General features: G+C 66.1%; 11 protein-coding genes. 5 read left to right on the top strand and 6 right to left on the bottom strand.

Features of this window, described 5'->3' with window-relative positions; all coding sequences use genetic code 11:
* Window positions 1-18: 18 nt before the first annotated feature.
* Together ABAZ39_RS32620 and ABAZ39_RS32615 are read left to right on the top strand one after the other, a co-directional pair.
* Window positions 19-4,245 (top strand): glycosyltransferase family 4 protein, encoded by a 4,227-nt coding sequence (locus ABAZ39_RS32620; protein WP_040138516.1) that lies wholly within the window; start codon window positions 19-21, stop codon window positions 4,243-4,245.
* 400 nt (window positions 4,246-4,645) lie between these two features.
* A complete protein-coding gene (locus ABAZ39_RS32615) occupies window positions 4,646-5,695 on the top strand; it encodes a hypothetical protein (RefSeq protein ID WP_051658844.1) in 1,050 nt (349 codons plus the stop codon).
* A 98-nt stretch (window positions 5,696-5,793) separates the two neighbouring features.
* On the opposite strand, the gene ABAZ39_RS36400 is transcribed toward ABAZ39_RS32615, so the two are convergent.
* Window positions 5,794-5,946 carry a hypothetical protein gene (locus ABAZ39_RS36400; protein ID WP_160174888.1) on the bottom strand — a complete coding sequence of 51 codons (153 nt, stop codon included), beginning with the start codon at window positions 5,944-5,946 and terminating at the stop codon, window positions 5,794-5,796.
* Window positions 5,943-6,533 carry a recombinase family protein gene (locus ABAZ39_RS32610; RefSeq protein ID WP_040137482.1) on the bottom strand — a complete coding sequence of 197 codons (591 nt, stop codon included), beginning with the start codon at window positions 6,531-6,533 and terminating at the stop codon, window positions 5,943-5,945. The genes ABAZ39_RS36400 and ABAZ39_RS32610 overlap by 4 nt, the downstream gene beginning before the upstream one ends.
* Before the next feature lie 131 nt (window positions 6,534-6,664).
* Between ABAZ39_RS32610 and ABAZ39_RS32605 the strand changes: the two genes are divergently transcribed.
* The gene (locus ABAZ39_RS32605) at window positions 6,665-9,658 is read left to right on the top strand and encodes a Tn3 family transposase (protein WP_040137483.1); all 2,994 of its coding nucleotides are present in this window, start codon (window positions 6,665-6,667) and stop codon (window positions 9,656-9,658) included.
* A 35-nt stretch (window positions 9,659-9,693) separates the two neighbouring features.
* On the top strand, window positions 9,694-9,864 hold the full coding sequence (locus ABAZ39_RS35980) for a helix-turn-helix domain-containing protein (RefSeq protein WP_144243688.1): 171 nt from the start codon (window positions 9,694-9,696) through the stop codon (window positions 9,862-9,864).
* Between the two features lie 246 nt (window positions 9,865-10,110).
* Here ABAZ39_RS35980 and ABAZ39_RS32595 read toward each other — a convergent pair whose 3' ends face one another.
* Complete coding sequence (locus tag ABAZ39_RS32595) at window positions 10,111-11,019, bottom strand: recombinase family protein (protein WP_040138515.1); 909 nt, start codon at window positions 11,017-11,019, stop codon at window positions 10,111-10,113.
* Between the two features lie 126 nt (window positions 11,020-11,145).
* Between ABAZ39_RS32595 and ABAZ39_RS36395 the strand changes: the two genes are divergently transcribed.
* Window positions 11,146-11,292, top strand: a complete 147-nt coding sequence (locus tag ABAZ39_RS36395) for a hypothetical protein (RefSeq protein WP_160174887.1) — start codon at window positions 11,146-11,148, stop codon at window positions 11,290-11,292.
* 560 nt (window positions 11,293-11,852) lie between these two features.
* Here ABAZ39_RS36395 and ABAZ39_RS32585 read toward each other — a convergent pair.
* The 3 genes from ABAZ39_RS32585 to ABAZ39_RS32575 form a co-directional block, all read right to left on the bottom strand.
* Window positions 11,853-13,517 carry an SEL1-like repeat protein gene (locus ABAZ39_RS32585; RefSeq protein WP_051658843.1) on the bottom strand — a complete coding sequence of 555 codons (1,665 nt, stop codon included), beginning with the start codon at window positions 13,515-13,517 and terminating at the stop codon, window positions 11,853-11,855.
* 68 nt (window positions 13,518-13,585) lie between these two features.
* The gene (locus tag ABAZ39_RS32580; protein ID WP_040138513.1) at window positions 13,586-14,956 is read right to left on the bottom strand and encodes an HlyD family type I secretion periplasmic adaptor subunit; all 1,371 of its coding nucleotides are present in this window, start codon (window positions 14,954-14,956) and stop codon (window positions 13,586-13,588) included.
* Window positions 14,919-17,267, bottom strand: coding sequence for a peptidase domain-containing ABC transporter (locus tag ABAZ39_RS32575; RefSeq protein ID WP_247881816.1), 2,349 nt, complete (start codon window positions 17,265-17,267; stop codon window positions 14,919-14,921). The genes ABAZ39_RS32580 and ABAZ39_RS32575 overlap by 38 nt, the downstream gene beginning before the upstream one ends.
* Between the last annotated feature and the right edge of the window lie 80 nt (window positions 17,268-17,347).

The following is a 17,347-nucleotide window of genomic DNA, read 5'->3' as shown; positions in this document are numbered from 1 at the left end:
AAAGCGGGATAGACGGTCGTGAAAAAACTCCTAGTCCTCAACTTCTTTCCCGCCTTCCTCCCTCCGTCCAGCGGTGGTGAACTCCGGTTCCACCATGTTTATGCAGAGCTGAGCCGGCATTTCGAGATCGACCTCGTCACCTGGACCCATCCGGACGGCCCGGAGGAGCGGATCCAGGTCACCGAGCGTCTGCGCGAGCACCGGATTCCGAAATGCCCAGCCTTCGAGGACATCCACCGCGCTTTCCACCGGGAGGGGATCACGGGGGAATTCGTCGGGGTCGCCGCCGCGCTCGTCGGTCGCACGCCGACCCGCTATCATGAGGTGGTGGATGCGCTCGCCGCCGAGGCCGACGCGATCATCCACGAGTTTCCCTACACCCTGCTCTACGACCGTGGTTTCGGGCGGGATGGCAAGCCGCGCATCTACAACAGCCACAATTTTGAAACCGCCATGGTGGAGGCACTGGCGTCCGGTCCCGGCGTGGACAGGCTGCGCCGGTTCGTGGAAGGGCTGGAGCGTCGGCTCGCCCAGGGCAGCGCGCTGGTGTTCGCGACGTCGGCCGAGGAGAGGGCGCGCTTCGCCCTGGAATTCGCCATCCCCCGCTCCCGCTTGCATCTGGCCCCGAACGGCGTCGATCCGGCCGGCTTCGACAATTCCGGCGCCGAGGCGGCGGCTGGGCACCTTGCCGCACGGCACCCCGCACTCGCCAGCCGCATCGGTTCGCGCCCGACCGCTCTGTTCATCGGTTCCGACCATCCGCCCAACCTCAAGGCGGCGGCCTTCATCCTGAACGAGTTGGCGCCCCGGCTGCCGATGGTTCATTTCGTGATCGCCGGCAGCGTGCGGAAGCGCATGGCCGCGACGGCCGCCAACGTCTCCGTCATCGGACCCGTCGACCACGCGACGAAGACCGCCCTGTTCAAGACGGCCTCCCTCTTCGTCAACCCCATCTTCCAGGGGGCGGGAACCAGCTTGAAGGCGCTGGAGGCCATGGCGGCCGGCGTGCCGGTCGTGTCCACGCCCATGGGCGTGCGCGGGTTGCCGGTGAAGGACGATGTGCACTGCATCGTCGCGGAGCATGCGGAGTTCGCGGACGGTGTGCTGCGGCTCGCAACGATCAAGACGCTGGCCCGCGATCTCGCCAGGAGGGCGCAGGATCTCGTCCGAACCTCGTTCACCTGGGACCGCGTGGCCGAAGGCATCGCATCGGCGATCCGACCGGTCCTCGAAACGGCGCCGCGCCCGGTTGACCGATCGTTGGCCGATCGGTCGCCAGCCGGCCAATCGATGATCGCGGACCGCCCCCTGATCCTGATCGCCAACGATTACTCCGTGCGCGAACCCGTGACCGGTGGCGCCAACCGCATCGTCCAGCTCAGCCGTCGTCTGGCGCGCGATGCCGACGTCGTCAACCTTTGCCTTTCCGGGGGCGAGGGCGTGGCCGTGGAGGAGCTCTCTCCCGGTTTCTTCGAGTTCCGTGTTCCGAAGACCCAGGCGCAGCACGCGTTCGAGGCGATGACCATGCGCCGCAACACGGTGTCGGTGGGAGACATCGCCTCCGCCTTGTTCTGCAACCGGAACGAGCCCTTGCGCACGCTTTTCGCAAGACTCGGCAACCGGGCGGCGGCCATCGTGTTTTCCCATCCCTATCTCGCCCCCTTGCTCGACACCACGGGCAAGCTGCGCCCGGTGCTGTACGAGGCGCACAATGTCGAAGCCAAGCTGAAGGCCGATCTGCTGTCGAACCACACCGACGGCGCGCCGCTGTCCGCCTTCGTCGCGGCGCTGGAAGACAACACCCTGTCGGTCGCCAATGCCGTTGTCGCCGTCGCAGCGGGGGACGGCGAGGAGTTCGCGCGCCGCGCGCCGGGGAAACCGATCGGGCTCGTGCTCAACGGGGCGGAGATCCTGCCGCCCGAACAGGCCGCGGCCGACATCGCCGCGCGAGCCGGGCGCAACCCCGAAACCGGCTTCGTCGCCGTCTTCATCGGCAGCGACCACCGGCCAAACGTCGATGCGGCCCGTTTCCTGTGCACAGACGTGCTGCCCGCTCTGCCGGGGATGAGCTTGTGGGTGATTGGCGGCGTCTGCGCGGCACTGGACGAGTTTGCCGACCAGCCTCGCCTGAAACGCTTCGGCACGGTCGACCAGGACGAGAAGACACGGCTTCTGCGCCACGCCGACATCGCGCTGAACCCGGTGTCGATGGGCAGCGGGTCGAGCCTCAAGGCGTCGGAATACATGGCGTACGGCCTGCCCACCGTCTCGACCCCGACGGGGGTGCGCGGTTTTGACGTGGCGGATCGCCGGCACGTGATTATTGCGCCGCTCGAAGGCTTCGTGAAGGCCATTCGCGACCTGATGTCCGACCCGGCCCTGAGGCAGTCCCTGGGCGAGGCGGCACACCGCCATGCCGCCCAGACCCTGGGATGGGACGTGCAGGCCGATGCCCTGCGCGCCGTCGTCCGGGCGGCCGCCGTGAAGAGCGTTCGGCGTTCCCAGCCCCTGCGCCTGCTCGTCGTTGCGGATTCCTGCACCGAACCCTGCCGCGACCGGCGGGACGATCGCCTGCGGCTCATGCTCGACGCCTTGGCCGCGTCCGGCGAGGCCACGATCGACCTCATCGCGCCGAACCTTGAGGAGGTGCGGGACCAGGGGGAGTTCGGTACCGCCATCCTGCCCCGCACCGCTCCGGCGGTTTCGGCCGTCCTTCCCTTCGCCCAGTCCGCCACGCTGCTGGATTGCACGCCGCCGGCTTCCCCGGACACGCCGACCGTCCAAGCTCTGGGAAGCCGGCTCGACGCGGAAGCGATCGCGTTTGGCCGGCAGATCATCCCGATCCTGCGGCAGACGTGCCTGCTTGGCGGCTGGTATCCGCTGGAGCAGATGGACGGCCGCCGTCACCGGTGGAGCGGAGCGACCGCCGGGATCTTTGCCCGGCTTGGCACCCGCACGGTGCGTCTGGAAGGCCGGCTCGACGCCAGCCTGTATGGTTCGGTTCAGGTCCGCGTGAATGGCGGCGAGCCGGAAACCCGCATTCTCCGGCAGACCTTCACCCTGGATGTGGAGCTGGATCCGGGCGTGGCCACGTTGATCGAGCTGTCCTTGCCGGACGGGGAGGCGGAGGACGATGGTCCGCGCCGGCGAGGCTTCCTGCTCGAACGCTTGTCGCAACGGAGCGGGTTCGACGACGCGTTCGAAAACGTCGACCTGGCTCTCGATGCCGCGACCATCACGCGCGTCGATCACTGGCCGGCCTTCGCCCGCACGCTGCGCAATGTGGCCGCGGACCGTTCCGAGGATCTGGAGACGGCTTTCCGTGCCGTCCATGCCCTGAACGCACCGGCCCTTGCCACGGCGCTGGAGCAGCGCGTTGCCGATTGCGACGCGATGCTGGTTCGCTGGGACGCCTCGCGCATGCCGATGGAACTGCTCGACGCCTTGCGCCGGGCGACCGTACCCGTATTCTTCCTGCTCCAGGATGGGTTCGACGGGCCGTCGGCGTACTGGCCGTCCTTCTTCGAGGCCTGCCGTTCGGCGAAGCGCATCCTCACCTTCTCCTCAGCCGACCGCTTCCTGTTCCCGGACATGGGCGACCGGGTCGCGGTCCTGCCCGGAGGCGGGGTGGACCCGACCGCGTTCATCGAGCGCATCGCGGCGGAAAAGGCATTCAGGGCGGCCCGTCGGATCGCGCGCCCTTACGTCCTTCTGGTCGGTGCGGCAAGTCTCCCTGCGCCGCTTTGGGAAGCCTTCGCCGGTCTTCTGGACAGCGTGGCGAACCTCGACATCCTGATCGTCGATCAGGCCGCCAATCGGACCGCCGATGTCGATCCCGATGCTCTGCGGGCCTGCGGCGATCGGATCCGCGCGCTGACGGACCTGGACCGGACCGCCTTCATCGGTGCTCTGACGGGTGCGGTCGCCACCGTCGTCCTGGATGACGCTTCGGCTCCCGCGATCCTTGACTCGTGGATGGCGGGGCGGCCCGTGATCGTCACCGGCCGCTGCCTGACGGGGCTGGATCTCGTCACGAACGGCACGAACGGGATCGTCGCGGAAACCCCCACCGCAGTGGCCGACGCCATCGCGCTCCTGGCCGCGAATCCCGTCGAGGCTGGGCGAATGGGGCTCACCGGTCATCGCGAGGCGCTTGGGCGGCACAGCTGGAACCACGCGGCCGTATGGCTGCGCGATCTGCTTGGCACGGACACCATATCCAGGAAGATACCTGTGCAGGCTTAGAGTGCGGATCAAAACCGGGTAGGGCTGAGGTAAATCAACGGCTTCAGCCCACTTTCCACGGGTTTTGATAGGAGCTCTTAGAGGATCGGTTCTCGCAAACAGGTCAGCCACGTGCCTGCGGGGCCATTGCCGGTGGGACGCCATCGAACTGGCCTTCGACAACCCGGCGCGGGAGCGCGTCTTGTGGATCGAGGCTTTGGCTGCCCGACCGTCCACGCCGATGCCATGCCTATTCACAATGCCGGCGGCACCAGTGGTGCTGGCCGCATTCGTATGATACCGAAGGCGCTTGCGGCCAGCCGATCATGGGAGCCTTTACAACGGCCGCATGTCGGCGAGGGCAACGGACCGTGCATGAGAGGAAGGCTGGGAACCAGCCGTTGCGCAAGGACAACACACAGTGACCCAGATGCTGATCCTACAAACGGCCGATCCATTCCGCTACGCGGAGATGCTGACCATCACCGGTCGCCTCAACGCATCCTACGCACAGCGGCATGGCATCCCTTACGATGCGTATGTGGGAATCAAGCGGGGCTATCATCCCTGGCACGCGGCCTTCAACCGCATCATCCTGCTGTCCGATTTGCTCCGCCGCGGGTACCGGGGTTGGGTTTTCTATATGGATGCCGACGCTTTCATCGCTGACTTGGCGTTCGATGTCCGGGCCTACGCGGAAAGCCACAATCGCCATGCCCTGATTGCCAGCAAGGGCGCTGAGGGAGGATGGTGGGACATCAACAACGGGGTGTTTCTGCTGAACTTCGCGCACCCCTCCACAGCTTTCATCGTGGAGGAATGGAACAAACGCTTCTTCGACATCGACGAGCAGGCTCTGTCCGCGGGACGGGAATGGCACTCCGTCATGGATGACCAGGCGCTCCTCCACAGCGTGCTGTGTGACAACGAGCAACTCCGTGACTCCCTGTATGTCGATACCGAAGGGTTGATCAACTACAAGGCGCGCTTCGTTCGCCAGATCATCCGCGGCAATGGCGCAACGTTCGAAGAACGGCTGGCCATCATCCGTTCCGAGGTGCAGGCCGTCGAAATGGCCTTCGGCCTGACCGGCGCGTCCCGGCAGGATGGCCTCAGTGCCGACGCTGTTCTCTGGTGTCATCGCATCCTGCTCGGGCGGGAACCGACGGACTGGTCAATCATCGATTGGCTGCGCACCCAGCATACAAGCCTGCCCTCGCTTACCCAGTGGTTCCTCGACTCTCCCGAATACCGTGGGCAAGCCATCGGCAATTTCGAGCGGGGCTCACCGCCCCTCAGCCGGGACGCGATTGTCTGGGCCTACCGCACGATCCTCGGCCGCATGCCGGAGGGAGAGGATGTCGTGGAGTTTCACTTGAGCATCCATCAGTCGTTTGATGACATGGTGCAAGCTTTTCTGGAATCCGAAGAGTTCCAGCAGAAAATCCTCCAAAAGGCATCGGGGCGATAAGCAAGAGCATGGTCAGAGCGGCTTTCGACCAAGGTGGATCGGATCTGGACTGACCTGGGCCCAACCGGCCTCTGCTCAAGGCTGGTTTTTCGAAGTGTTCAGATAATATCAATCATACCGTCGGCGGCTGAAGGCTTCCATTGAGGCTCCGCTGTTCCACCTGTCTGAGGATGGGCAGCAAAGTTCATCTGAAGCGGCACCTTGAGGCCGATGAACTGCATCGGCTGTACAAGGAAGCGAAGGGGGGTCATCGCAGAATCTGTTCAAAATCGTACGCTAAGCGGCGGGCCCGGGAGAGCAAGCGGCTGACCGTGGCGGGATGGACGCCGAAGAGCCGGGAAACCTCGGCGGCGGACTTCCTCCCCGATGTCACCATCTCAATGATTTCACGGCATTGCGCGGTCGTGAGCTTTGGGCGTCGGCCGCCGCGCCGCCCCTGATTTTTGGCGGCTTCCAATCCCGCCCGGGTGCGCTCGCGGATCATGGCGCGCTCGAATTCGGCGAAGGCGCCCAGCATCTGCATCATCATGCGGCCGGCCGGGCCGGTGGTGTCGACGGCCTCGGTGAGCGAGCGGAATCCGGCTTGCGCCAGCTCGATCCGCTCCAGGATCAACAGCAGGTCCTTCAGCGACCTGGACAGCCGGTCGAGCTTCCAGACGACAACCACGTCACCGGGACGCAGCTGGTCGAGCAGCCGATGCAACTCGGGCCGGTCCCAGCGGCCGCCCGATCCCGCCTCCTGGAAGACACGCATGCAGCCAGCCGCCCGCAGGGCGTCCACCTGGGCCGATGCGTCCTGCCCTTCCGCTTTCGACACGCGCGCGTAGCCAAGCAGCATCGCACCATCCTTGCATAAACCCGTTGCCTTGGATACGAGTTTGGCAACAGGATTGTGCAACCAGCAAGCCTTTGTTCTACCGTTCCCCTCCAGACCGGTGCGCAGACGGCCGTTTGCGCAATGCCCATCCCATGCCCCGCCGCCAGCTTCTATCCCCTCAGACGCGAGCCGCTCTGTTCGATCCACCGTCGGAGCCGACCGCCATCACGCGCCTGTACACCCTCTCGCCGGACGATCTGGCGCACGTGCGTCGTCGGCGCCGTCCCTGGAACCGGCTCGGCTTCGCGATGCAGCTGGCCTACCTGCGCCATCCTGGACGGGCCCTGGGAATTGGCGAGGAACCACCGACCGCCATGCTCGCTCACATCGCCGGACAGGTCGGGGCCGATCCGGCATTGTTCGTCGACTACGCCCGGCGGGAGGAAACCCGGCGCGAGCATTTGGCCGAACTGCAAGCGGCCTTCGGGCTGTCGCCCTTCGGCTTGGCCGACTATCGGGCCATGTGGCGTGTGGCATCGGAGGTGGCTCGCGGCACCGACCGGGGCGATGCCATCGCCTTGGCTGTAGTGGAAGAGCTGCGGGCGCGCCGCGTCCTGCTGCCGGTCGCCACCGTGGTGGAGCGCCTCGGCCTCGCCGTCCGTGCCAGGGCTCGAGCCGCCGCTTATGCCAGTCTGATCCGCGGGTTGGAGGATCGACAGACCGAGCGCCTCCTGGCGCTCTTGAAGGTGACGGAACCGGAGGGCCGCACCGGCTTGACGCAACTGCGCGAGTGGTCGGAGGCGCCTTCCGCAGCGAACCTGGTCCGTCTGGCGGAGCGCTTGGCAACGGTGCGGGCCATCGGCATCGAAGCGGATCGGGCGCGGCGCATTCATCAAGTCCGCTATGCCATCATCGCCGGCGAAGCGGGAATCATGGATGCGCAGCACCTGTCGCGCCTGGGCCCGGAACGCCGTCTTGCCGTCCTGACCGCCTTCGTCATCGAGCAGGAGGCCCGGCTCAGCGACGCCGCCGTGGAGATGTTCGACCGGCTGATGGGAGCCCTGTTCCGGCGTGCCGAGCGCAAGCGCACGGAACGGCTGACCGACCGGGCCAAGGAGCAGGAAAGCCTGGTCTGGATGCACGCGGTGAGCGGCCGGGCTCTCGTCGCCGCCCGACGGAACGGGACCGATCCGTTTGCCGCCATCGAGGCGGCCGTGGGGTGGAAAGCCTATGAGAAGAGCGTCGATCACGCCGTCGGCATCGCCGAGACCGCCGATGAAGGCAACAGCCTGCCCGAGGTGGTGGAGCGGCATGCGTCCGCCCGGCGGTTTGCCCCGACCTTCCTGCAAACCTTTGCCTTCCGCTCGTACCGCAAGTCCGATCCGCTGCTCAAGGCGGTCGACGCCATCAAGGCACTGTATGTGTCGGAAGGCCGGCCGACCCTAGCGAAGGACGCGCCGGTCTCCTTTCTCCAGCGCCGTTGGCGCCCCCTCGTGCTGCCACAGGGTAAAAACCTCGATCGCCGCGCCTATGAAATGGCCGTGTTCGCGCATCTGCGCGAACGGCTGCGTGCCGGCGATGTCTGGATCGAGGGCGCCCGCGCCTATCGACGGTTCACCGACTTTCTGCTGCCCCGGCCAACGTTCGAGGACCTGCGCAGCACCGGGAGCCTCGATCTCCCCATCCCGGTGTCGTGGCCGGACTATGCCACGGAACGGACGAAACTCCTGGACGACCGGTTGCGCGAGGTTGCCGCTTTGGCCGAAGCCAACCGATTGCCGGACGTCACGCTGGAGGAGGGCCGCCTAACCATTTCCCCGCTGTCCCGCGCCGTGCCCGAGGCTGCGGGCATTCTCGCCAAACGGCTGTCCGCGCTCCTGCCGCGCATACGGATCACTGAGATCCTGGCCGAGGTCGACCACTGGACCGGATTCACCAGCAGCTTCACCCATGTGCGCACCGGCGAGCCGGCCTTCGACCGCGCCGCGGTGCTCGGCACGGTGCTGGCGGACGGCACCAATCTGGGGCTGTCGCGCATGGCCGAGGCGTCGCGCGGCTTGAACCATGCCCGGCTGATCTGGGCGGCGGAGTGGCATGTGCGCGACGAAACCTACGCCGCTGCCCTGGCCACCGTGGTGAACGCCCACCACGCCCACCCGATGGCCCACCACTGGGGGCCGGGCGAGACCTCGTCGTCGGATGGGCAGTTCTTCCGGGCGGGCGGCCGTGGCGAGGCGCGCTCCGACGTGAACGCCCGCTATGGCGACGACCCCGGCGTGCTGTTCTACACCCATGTCTCAGATCGGTTCTCTCCCTTCCACACGAAGGTGATCTCGGCCACGGCGGGCGAGGCGGCCCATGTGCTGGACGGCCTTCTGATGCACGGCAGCGCGCTGTCCATCCGCGAGCACTACACCGATACGGCCGGCGCGACCGATCATGTGTCGGGACTCTGCCATCTTCTGGGGTTCCGCTTCGCCCCTCGCGTCCGCAATCTCAAGGAGCGTCGGTTGTATGTGATTGACCGCATGGCCGATTATGGATTGCTGACGCCATTGATCGGCGGCCCGGTGCGCCTGCACTTCGTCGAGGAATCCTGGGATGACCTGCTGTGGCTGGCCACGTCCGTGCGCACCGGGACGGCGGCGCCGTCCGCCCTCTTGCGCCGCCTCGCGGCCTACCCACGGCAGAACCAGCTCGCCAAAGCGTTGCGCGAGGTCGGCCGCATCGAACGCACACTGGCAACCTTGGACTGGCTGAAGGACCCGGACCTTCGCCGTCGCTCCCATGCTGGCCTGAACAAGGGGGAGGCGGAGCATTCGCTCAAGCGGGCCGTCTTCTTCCATCGTCTGGGCGAACTACGTGACCGGACGTTCGAGAACCAGAGCCATCGGGCCTCGGGGCTCAACCTGGTGGTCGCCGCCATCGTGCTCTGGAACACCGTTTATCTGGGTCGCGCCGTGGACGCGCTCCGCGCAGCCGGCGAAGACATTCCCGCTGACCTGTTGGCACACGTGGCGCCACTCGGCTGGGAGCACATCGCGCTCACCGGAGACTATGTCTGGGCTGACGGCGACGTGGATTCCTCGGCAGCGTTCCGACCACTCCGGCGAATTCCCGCTTCGTTCCAGAGGGTCGCCGCCTAGCGTACGATTTTGAGCAGGTTCTGCGATGGCCCCTCGTGGGACGCTATAACGAGGCCGGGGTTGCGGGGCTGGGCGACCAGCGCCAGTTCAACCCCGGCGCCAGACCGCTGCTCGACGCAAGCCAGCAGCGCCGCCTGAGGGATAGCCTGGGCGACCCGCCGCCCGATTACGGCTTGTGGACGGGCCGCTCGGGCGCCGAGCTATGAGGGAAAGTGGGTGATGACGGTCTGAAGAAGGCGGCGTATCGAGGCGGGTGACGAAGCCTGCCAGAAGCTCCACGAGAGAGCGATACGCCATGGACGAGGATAGCAAGGTTATCCATCCCGGAAAAAATGCGCAAGGCTCGATGGGCCAACTCCTCGATGGACCAGCCAAGCCTCTAGCGGGCAGCCTTGCACTGCATAGGGGTCATGAAAGCACTCCCGATCAGGGTCACTGTCCAACGTGTGAAGCTATTTCACCGCCGCTCGCTGCTCACGGTCCAATAGGCCTTGAACCCGAGCACGATCCAGCAAGCTCTTGACCGAGGCCGCCGCCCAGGTGCGCCCGCCCCGTGGCGTGGTTTCCCGCATCGCCTCCAGCTGGGCGCCGATGGCCCGCAGCGACAGCTTGGGGTTCGCGCGGGCGATGCCGGCCACCAGCACCATCAACCGGTCGTCTCCGCGCACGGATGGCACCTTGTCGAGCAGCGCCGGGTCGGCCAGCCCCTCGGCGACGAAGGCGTGGACGGCCCGGCGCAACCGCTCTGAGGTCCAGTGCCGGCCCGGCGGCAGCTTGGCGTTGACGGCGCGGGTCACCGCCGCCCACGAGCGGGACGGCCGGAGGCGCCGCACGGTGGGCAGCCACTCCTCGGCCGTGCGGGTCAGTTCCAGCAGGTAGAGCTGGCGCTGCCGGTCGGCGAGGCGCTGCGCCGTCGCCCTGTCGCCCTGCTTCAGCTTGGGATTGCCCCCGACCCGGCCCCGCGCCTTGGCCGCCGCCAGCCCGGCCCGCGTGCGTTCGCGGATCAGCGAGCGTTCGTACTCGGCCACGGCGCCGAGCATCTGCAGCACCAGCGTGCCGTGCGGGCTGGCGGTGTCGATCGGGCTGGTCAGGCAGCGGAAGTGGCAGCCGCGGCCGCGCAGGTCCTCGATCACTTCCAGCAGGTGGGCCAACGAGCGGCCAAGCCGGTCGAGCTTCCAGATGACAAGCGTGTCGCCGCGGGCGATGCGGGCGAGCGCCCGCGCCAGCTCCGGCCGGGCCCGGGACGCGCCTGACGCCTTCTCCTCGAAGATCTCGGCGCAGCCGGCGGCGCGCAGCGCGTCCAGCTGGCCGGCGGTGGTCTGCTCGTCGGTCGAGACGCGCGCGTAGCCGATGAGGGCCATTCCCTTCTCCCAAGCCGGAAAAAAAGACCTCCGGACACCCCCTTTGTAAAATTTTAGAGGATGAAAATAAACGACCGTTTCGGGGCGCGCCAATTCCTTTACAGCGACCACGCGGGCGGCCTTCCCATGATCAAGAGCGTCCCGGAGGAGATCTGCGACCTGGATCAGGGCGCCGGACCGTGGGCCGCGAAACCAGGCTGCGGACATTGGCCGAATGGCTTGGCGATCCGGCTGAAGTTGAGCGCCCTGGCGCGCCTGGAGCGGCCGATCTGAGCAGCAGCGGTCCGGTTCTAAACCGATCCACTCTCTTCTAAACGGATCTGGTCTGCAAAACGCCGGTCGGGCCGTGGCGGAAGCCGCGGAAAGCCGGCTTCTAAACTGATCCACCCGATAACGACAAGGCGAAAGGGGCATTGTCCCGCGGCATCCGTCTCGAACAGGCACCGAAGAGAAGCCCCCTGGCTCAGAACCAATCTGAGCGATCAGTATCATTTCCTGCAATCCAGGAGTGCTCTTTCTTGGCTTCGCTGGAAACAGGATGGCTGAGCCGTTGGAGGAAGCAGCCAAGCCCTACCATCGCGGCGCGGTGGGAAACCGCGGGTGATGATCGGCCCGTTGGTCGCTGAGTGGGATTTTGCGCAAGGCATCGGCAAGCGAGGGCGGGGGCGAGAACGATCCACGCGAGAGTCGTGGGAACGCCTTGGTGAGGCAGCCCGCCTCAAGGCGTTCCAGGTCTGGGCAAAAGTCGCCGGCGCGTTCAAGCCACCGAGTCAACCCCACCCTCGCCCAGCCTTGCTATCGGCGCGTCGGCGGTGCTGTTGGCATGGAGGGCCTCACGCCGTTTTCTGCTGCTGCTCCCGGAGCTTTGCGAGGAGTGGCTTCGCCCGTGCGTCTCCCGCATCGGCCCCGCGGTTCAGCCAATATTCCGCCCGTTCAGCATCCTTTTCAGGACGCCAAATCCCAAACAATTCGCCAAGCGCGGTCATGGCACCGGCTTCGTTCTGCTGGACGGCGGCGGTAAACCAACGTTCGGCTTGCTCGTAGTCCGGAGCCATGCCGAGCCCCTGCATGCAAAAGCGCCCCAGATTGACCTGCGCGAGGGCATGGCCCTGCTCAGCCGCCATGAGGGACCATTTGACGCCTTCCGTATAGTCCTGAGGCACACCATCGCCAGCGGCGTAGATGGCGCCAAGGCGGAACTGCGCCAACATGCTGCCCTGCTCGGCGGCGCGGCGGTACCAGTCGATCGCGTCCACCGTGCTGCGCGGAACGCCGAGGCCCAGGTTGTGCAGGAGGGCGATGTTGTAGCCCGCGTCCGGGTTGCCCTGCTCGGCGGCGCGGCGGAACCAGTCGAGCGCCCGGCCGTAATCGCGGTCGACGCCGCGGCCTTCGGCATAGAAGGCACCGATGCGCAGCTGCGCCTGCGGGTCTCCCTGGCCGGCGGCGCGCTCATACCAGCGGGCGGCCTCCAGATCGTCCTTCGGGACGCCCTGGCCATTCAGATACATCTGGGCAATGATGTGCTGGGCGCGGCGGTTGCCGAGTTCGGCGGCCCCCCGGTACCAGATCGCGGCCTCGAACAGGTTGGGCTGCACGCCGTCGCCGCGGCTGTGCAGTTCGCCCAGAAGGATCATGGCTTCGGCATCGCCCTGGACCGCGGCCTTGCGCAGCCAGGTTTCGGCCTGTTCGATGCTCCGCGGCACGCCGAGGCCGCGGGCGTAGAGCATCCCCAGAGCGCGTTGCGCCGCCGCCGTCCCCGCCTCGGCGGCCTTGCGGTAGCACTCCATGGCTTTCTCGCTGTCCTGCTCGACGCCCAGCCCGGCCGTGTACTGGCTGCCCAGATAGTACCAAGCCATGGCGTTGCCCTGCTCGGCGGCCTTCTGGAACCAGCCATGGGCGGTTTCAGGGTCGGGAGCCCCGCCATAACCGCCGGCCAGCAGCGTGCCCAGGCCCAACTGCGCCGGGGCGCTGCCCTGCTCGGCGGCGCGGCGGTACCAGATTTCGGCTTCCTGGTAATCCGGCGTGATGCCGAAGCCGGACGCATACATGTAGCCGAGCATGGCCTGCGCAACGACCGCGCCCTGTTCGGCGGCGGCCCGAGCCCAGCGCAGCGCCTCCTCGTAATTCTGCTCGATCTTGAGGCCGTTGGGGAAAAGCATCTCGAGGACGGCGTCGCTCGGGATGGCGCCTTTGGCGCCGCCGGAGCCATAATAATACATTTCCGCCAGTCGGACCTGGGCGTCCCTGTTGCCCTGTTCAGCGGCCTGCACGTACCAGCCGACGGCGTCCACGGCGTTGCGCAGGACGCCTTCGCCCAGATCGTAGAGACGACCGATGCGGTATTGCGCTTCCACATGACCGTCGCGCGCCGCAGCCAGCCAGAGGTCGAAGGCTGACTTGTGCTGTCCACGCTCGTAAGCCTTCAGGCCGCGCTCGTAGACGTCTTCTGGTTTGTTCCGTCCGAACAGCCTTTTGGCGGCGCCCAGCACCTGCCGCATGGAATACCCACCTTCGTGCTTTGTGGATGCCGGTGCCGCCCCATGACGGCACCGCTTGCCGTCCCGTTTTATGGCTCCCGGGCGCCTTCCGAAACGTTCTTCATCACACCTTCCATCAGATAGGACAGGATGGTGCGCTTTCCCACCATGATGTCGGCGACGACCGGCATGCCGGGGATCAGACGGAAGTTTTCCGGCACATCGCGCAGGGCCACCTCGGTCAATTCAATGCGCGACCGGTAGAAGGGCTGCTTGGCCTGTTGCGAGCCGTCGTCCCGCTGGGTGAAGGCGTCTTCGCTGATCGTCCGCACCACGCCCTTGCCCATGCCGTATTTGAGGTAACGGTACGCCTCGAACTTGACCTGCACCTCGTCGCCCAGCTTGACCGAGCCCTGGTCGGCCGTGTTGATCTCCGCCTCGACTTCGAGCTTGGCGTTGACCGGCATCAGGGTGATGAGCTGGCGGGCACCTTCGACCACCGAGCCGACGGAGAAGTGGCCGATGTCCAGCACCACCGCGTCCTCGACAGCCCGCAGAGCGACCAGATCGCGGCGCTTCTGGGCCTTGGCCATCTCTTCGGCGGCTTGGCTGAGCTCGGTCCGGCGGGTCACCAGATTGGTCAGCGTCTCGCTGCGCCATTGCTGGACATAGGCGTCGCGTTCCGCGCGCAGGGCCCCCATGTCGTGGGAGGCCGTTCGGATGGTGGCGTCGCTGAGGGCAAGGTTCCGCTCGACCTCGATCCGCGTGTCCGCCGCCTGGAGCGAGTTCAGGCGGCTGCCCACCTGGTTGCGCTCCAGCTCCTGGCGCATCGTCTCCACCTTGGTGAGGATTTCACGCCGGGACTGGTAATAGCGGGCATCCTCACGGCTGCGCGTGATCGTGGCCTGCGCGGTTTCGATGCGCTGGTCGAAGTTCGCCAGCTTCGCCTTGTACTCCGCCTGGCGATACTTCCAGATCGACGCCTGGAGCACCGCGTCGGCGTTGCCGGTATCCGCGTCGGCCAGCATGAACGGCTTGCCGTCGGCTTCCGCCTGCAGGCGGGCGATCTCCGCCTCCAGGCTCTGAATCTTGGCTTGAACCTGGGCGACGTCGGCCGTCGTGAAGGTCGGGTCGAGCGTCGCCAGCACATCGCCGCGGCGCACCGTCTGCCCGACATGGACGTCGATGCTGCGGATGATCGATGTTTCAAGCGGCTGCACGACGATGGTCGGCGACTTGGAGACGACGCGCCCCTGCGCCATCACCACGCGGTCGACGCCGACCGTGCCGCCCAGGACGAGCAGGCTGCCCAGCATGCCCGCCAGGACCCAGACCGTCATCCGCGCCTTCCAGGGATACGGCCTGCCGATCAGCTCCGCCGTTTCGCCCTGGAAGTCGTTGATTGCCCGCTCGGCGTCCAGATCAGTTGGTTGCGGTCGGCGCAAGAGAAGCACGGTCATGGATCGGTCCTGGAGCGAGGTGGCGGTTCTGCTGGAACCAAAGGTGCCGGTAGACGTCGCAGCGGTTCAGCAATTCGTCGTGCTTGCCGGCATCGTACAGGGCTCCCCGTTCAAGAACGAGGATCTGATCGCAGTTCACCAGCGAAGCCAGCCGGTGGGAGATGACGATCATCGTGCGGCCCTGCCCGATGCGGTTCAGGTTGTTGTTGATGATCGCCTCGCTGTCGGGGTCGAGGGCGCTCGTCGCTTCGTCCAGGATAAGGACGGAGGGATCGACGAGCAGGGCGCGGGCGATGGCGATGCGCTGACGCTGGCCGCCGGACAGGTTTGCCGACCCTTCCTCGATCATCGTGTCATAGCCGCGGGGCAGGCGCTCGATGAACTCCTCCGCACCGGCCATCCGGGCGGCGCGGATCACTTCGTCGAGCGAGGCGCTCTGGCGCGCCGCCATGATGTTCTCGCGGATCGTGCCGTTGAACAGGAAGTTGTCCTGCAGCACCACGCCAAGGCTGGAGCGCAGATGGCTCAGATCGATCTCGCGGAGATCGACGCCGTCGATCTTGATCAGGCCCTCATACTGCTGGTGCAGACCCTGGAGCAGGCGCGTGATGGTCGTCTTGCCCGAACCGCTTCGGCCCATGATGCCGACGACGGAGCCCTTCTGAATGGTGAAGGTAATATTGTCGAGCGCGTGGTTCTGCGAGCCGGGATAGCGGAAACGGACGTCGGAGAAGGTGATCTCACCCTTGATCTCCGGACGGACGCCGTGCGCGTCGCGCGGCCGCTCCGGCTTCTGGTTGACCACTTCCGAAACCTGGCCGACCGCCCCCCGGACTTCCTGGACCTGCTGCATGATGCCCGCGATCTGGACGAAGGGGGCGACCGCGCGCTGCGCGATCATGCTGAAGGCCACGATCGTGCCGGCCTGGACCAGAGCGTTCTCTCCGATGGCGAGGTAAGCGCCAAGCGCCAGGGAGCCGACGTAGACGCTCTTTTCCAGCGGTTGCAGGATGGTCTGCGGATGGTTGGCCAGAATGTTCATGTTCGTGGACGCACGCACGGCGTCCGCGACCCGGACATCCCACTCCTGGCGCTTGCGGCCTTCCAGGGCCAGCGACTTCACGGTTCGTATCCCATGCAGGATCTCGATCATGAAGGAGTTCTTGCGCTGCTCGGCCGCGATCACCTTCTTGTAGGCGCGCGCCAGCGGCGCGATGTACAGGAACACGACCAGGAACATCAGGGCCGCCAAGCTGAGCACCATGAGCGACAGATAGGGGCTGAGCGTGAACATCACCGGGATCAGGATGACGAGCGTCAGCGAGTCCAGCACGGTGCCGAACAACTGGTTCGTCAGGAAGTTGCGGATGCGCCAGACTTCGTTGAGACGGTGATTGATCACACCGGTCGGTGTGCGCTCGAAGAAATCGATCGGCAGATTGATCATCCGGTCAAAGATGAACAAGCTGATGCGGGCGTCGATCCGGGCCGTGCCGACGGCGATCAGGTAGCGCCGCAGATAGGCGAACAATGTGTCGAAGACGAGGAGGATCGCGATCCCCCCCAGCAGCACGGCCAGGGTGGACAGGCGCTGGTGAACCAGCACACGGTCCACGATGACCATGAAGATGAGCGGCGGCATGATGACGAGGATGCTGAGCATCAGCGCGGCGATGCTCACGTCCCGGAAGATCCGCCGCTCCCTCAGGATCTGGTTGATGACCCACCGGAAGCCGAACGGCTGCTCATCGTCGTTCAGCGCGTAGGAGCGCTTGAAGAGGATGGCGTCGCCGTCCCAGACGGAGTTCAGCCGCACCTCGTCGACCGCGACGCAGGCCTCTTCGAGGCTCAGCGGATCCTGCAGCAACGCCGCCGGAGCTGATCCATCGTCGGCCTTGCGGAACCCGATGAGCAACATGGCCCGCCCGTCGCGCATGCGCAGCAACGCCGGCAGCGCCTTGCCCAGGTTGGCCAAGTGTTTCCATCGGAGTTTCGTCGGGCGGGCCTGGAGGCCGTTTTCCCTGGCGATCTTGGTCAGCAGGCCGGGACCGACCTCTTCCGCACCGATCGCATGATCACGCAGCAGCTGTTCGATCGACAGATGCAGACCGTGATGGCGCGCCACAATGACGAGGCCATGCAGGTTGGTGTGCATGGCCGACGTTGACGGCTCTTGCGCGTTTCTGGCAGTTTGGCTGTGCATCACGGCTCTTTGTTTCCAAGGCTCGGCTGGCGGTCGGACTGTAGTGTATCCTCTCGAAAGGGTACAAGAAAATGTCTGTGACCAGAGAGGGCGAAGCAATCTGCGCATCGAGATTACTCCTTGCGCATGGTCAACAGACCTTTAACAGGACGCGAGAAAAGGCCGTGTGCGGTCTGATGTCCTACGCT

The organism is Azospirillum argentinense, assembly GCF_000632475.1.
Lineage (GTDB): Bacteria > Pseudomonadota > Alphaproteobacteria > Azospirillales > Azospirillaceae > Azospirillum > Azospirillum baldaniorum.
The sequence above is the reverse complement of the archived record's forward strand: the minus strand, read 5'-3'. Positions and strand labels throughout refer to the sequence as shown.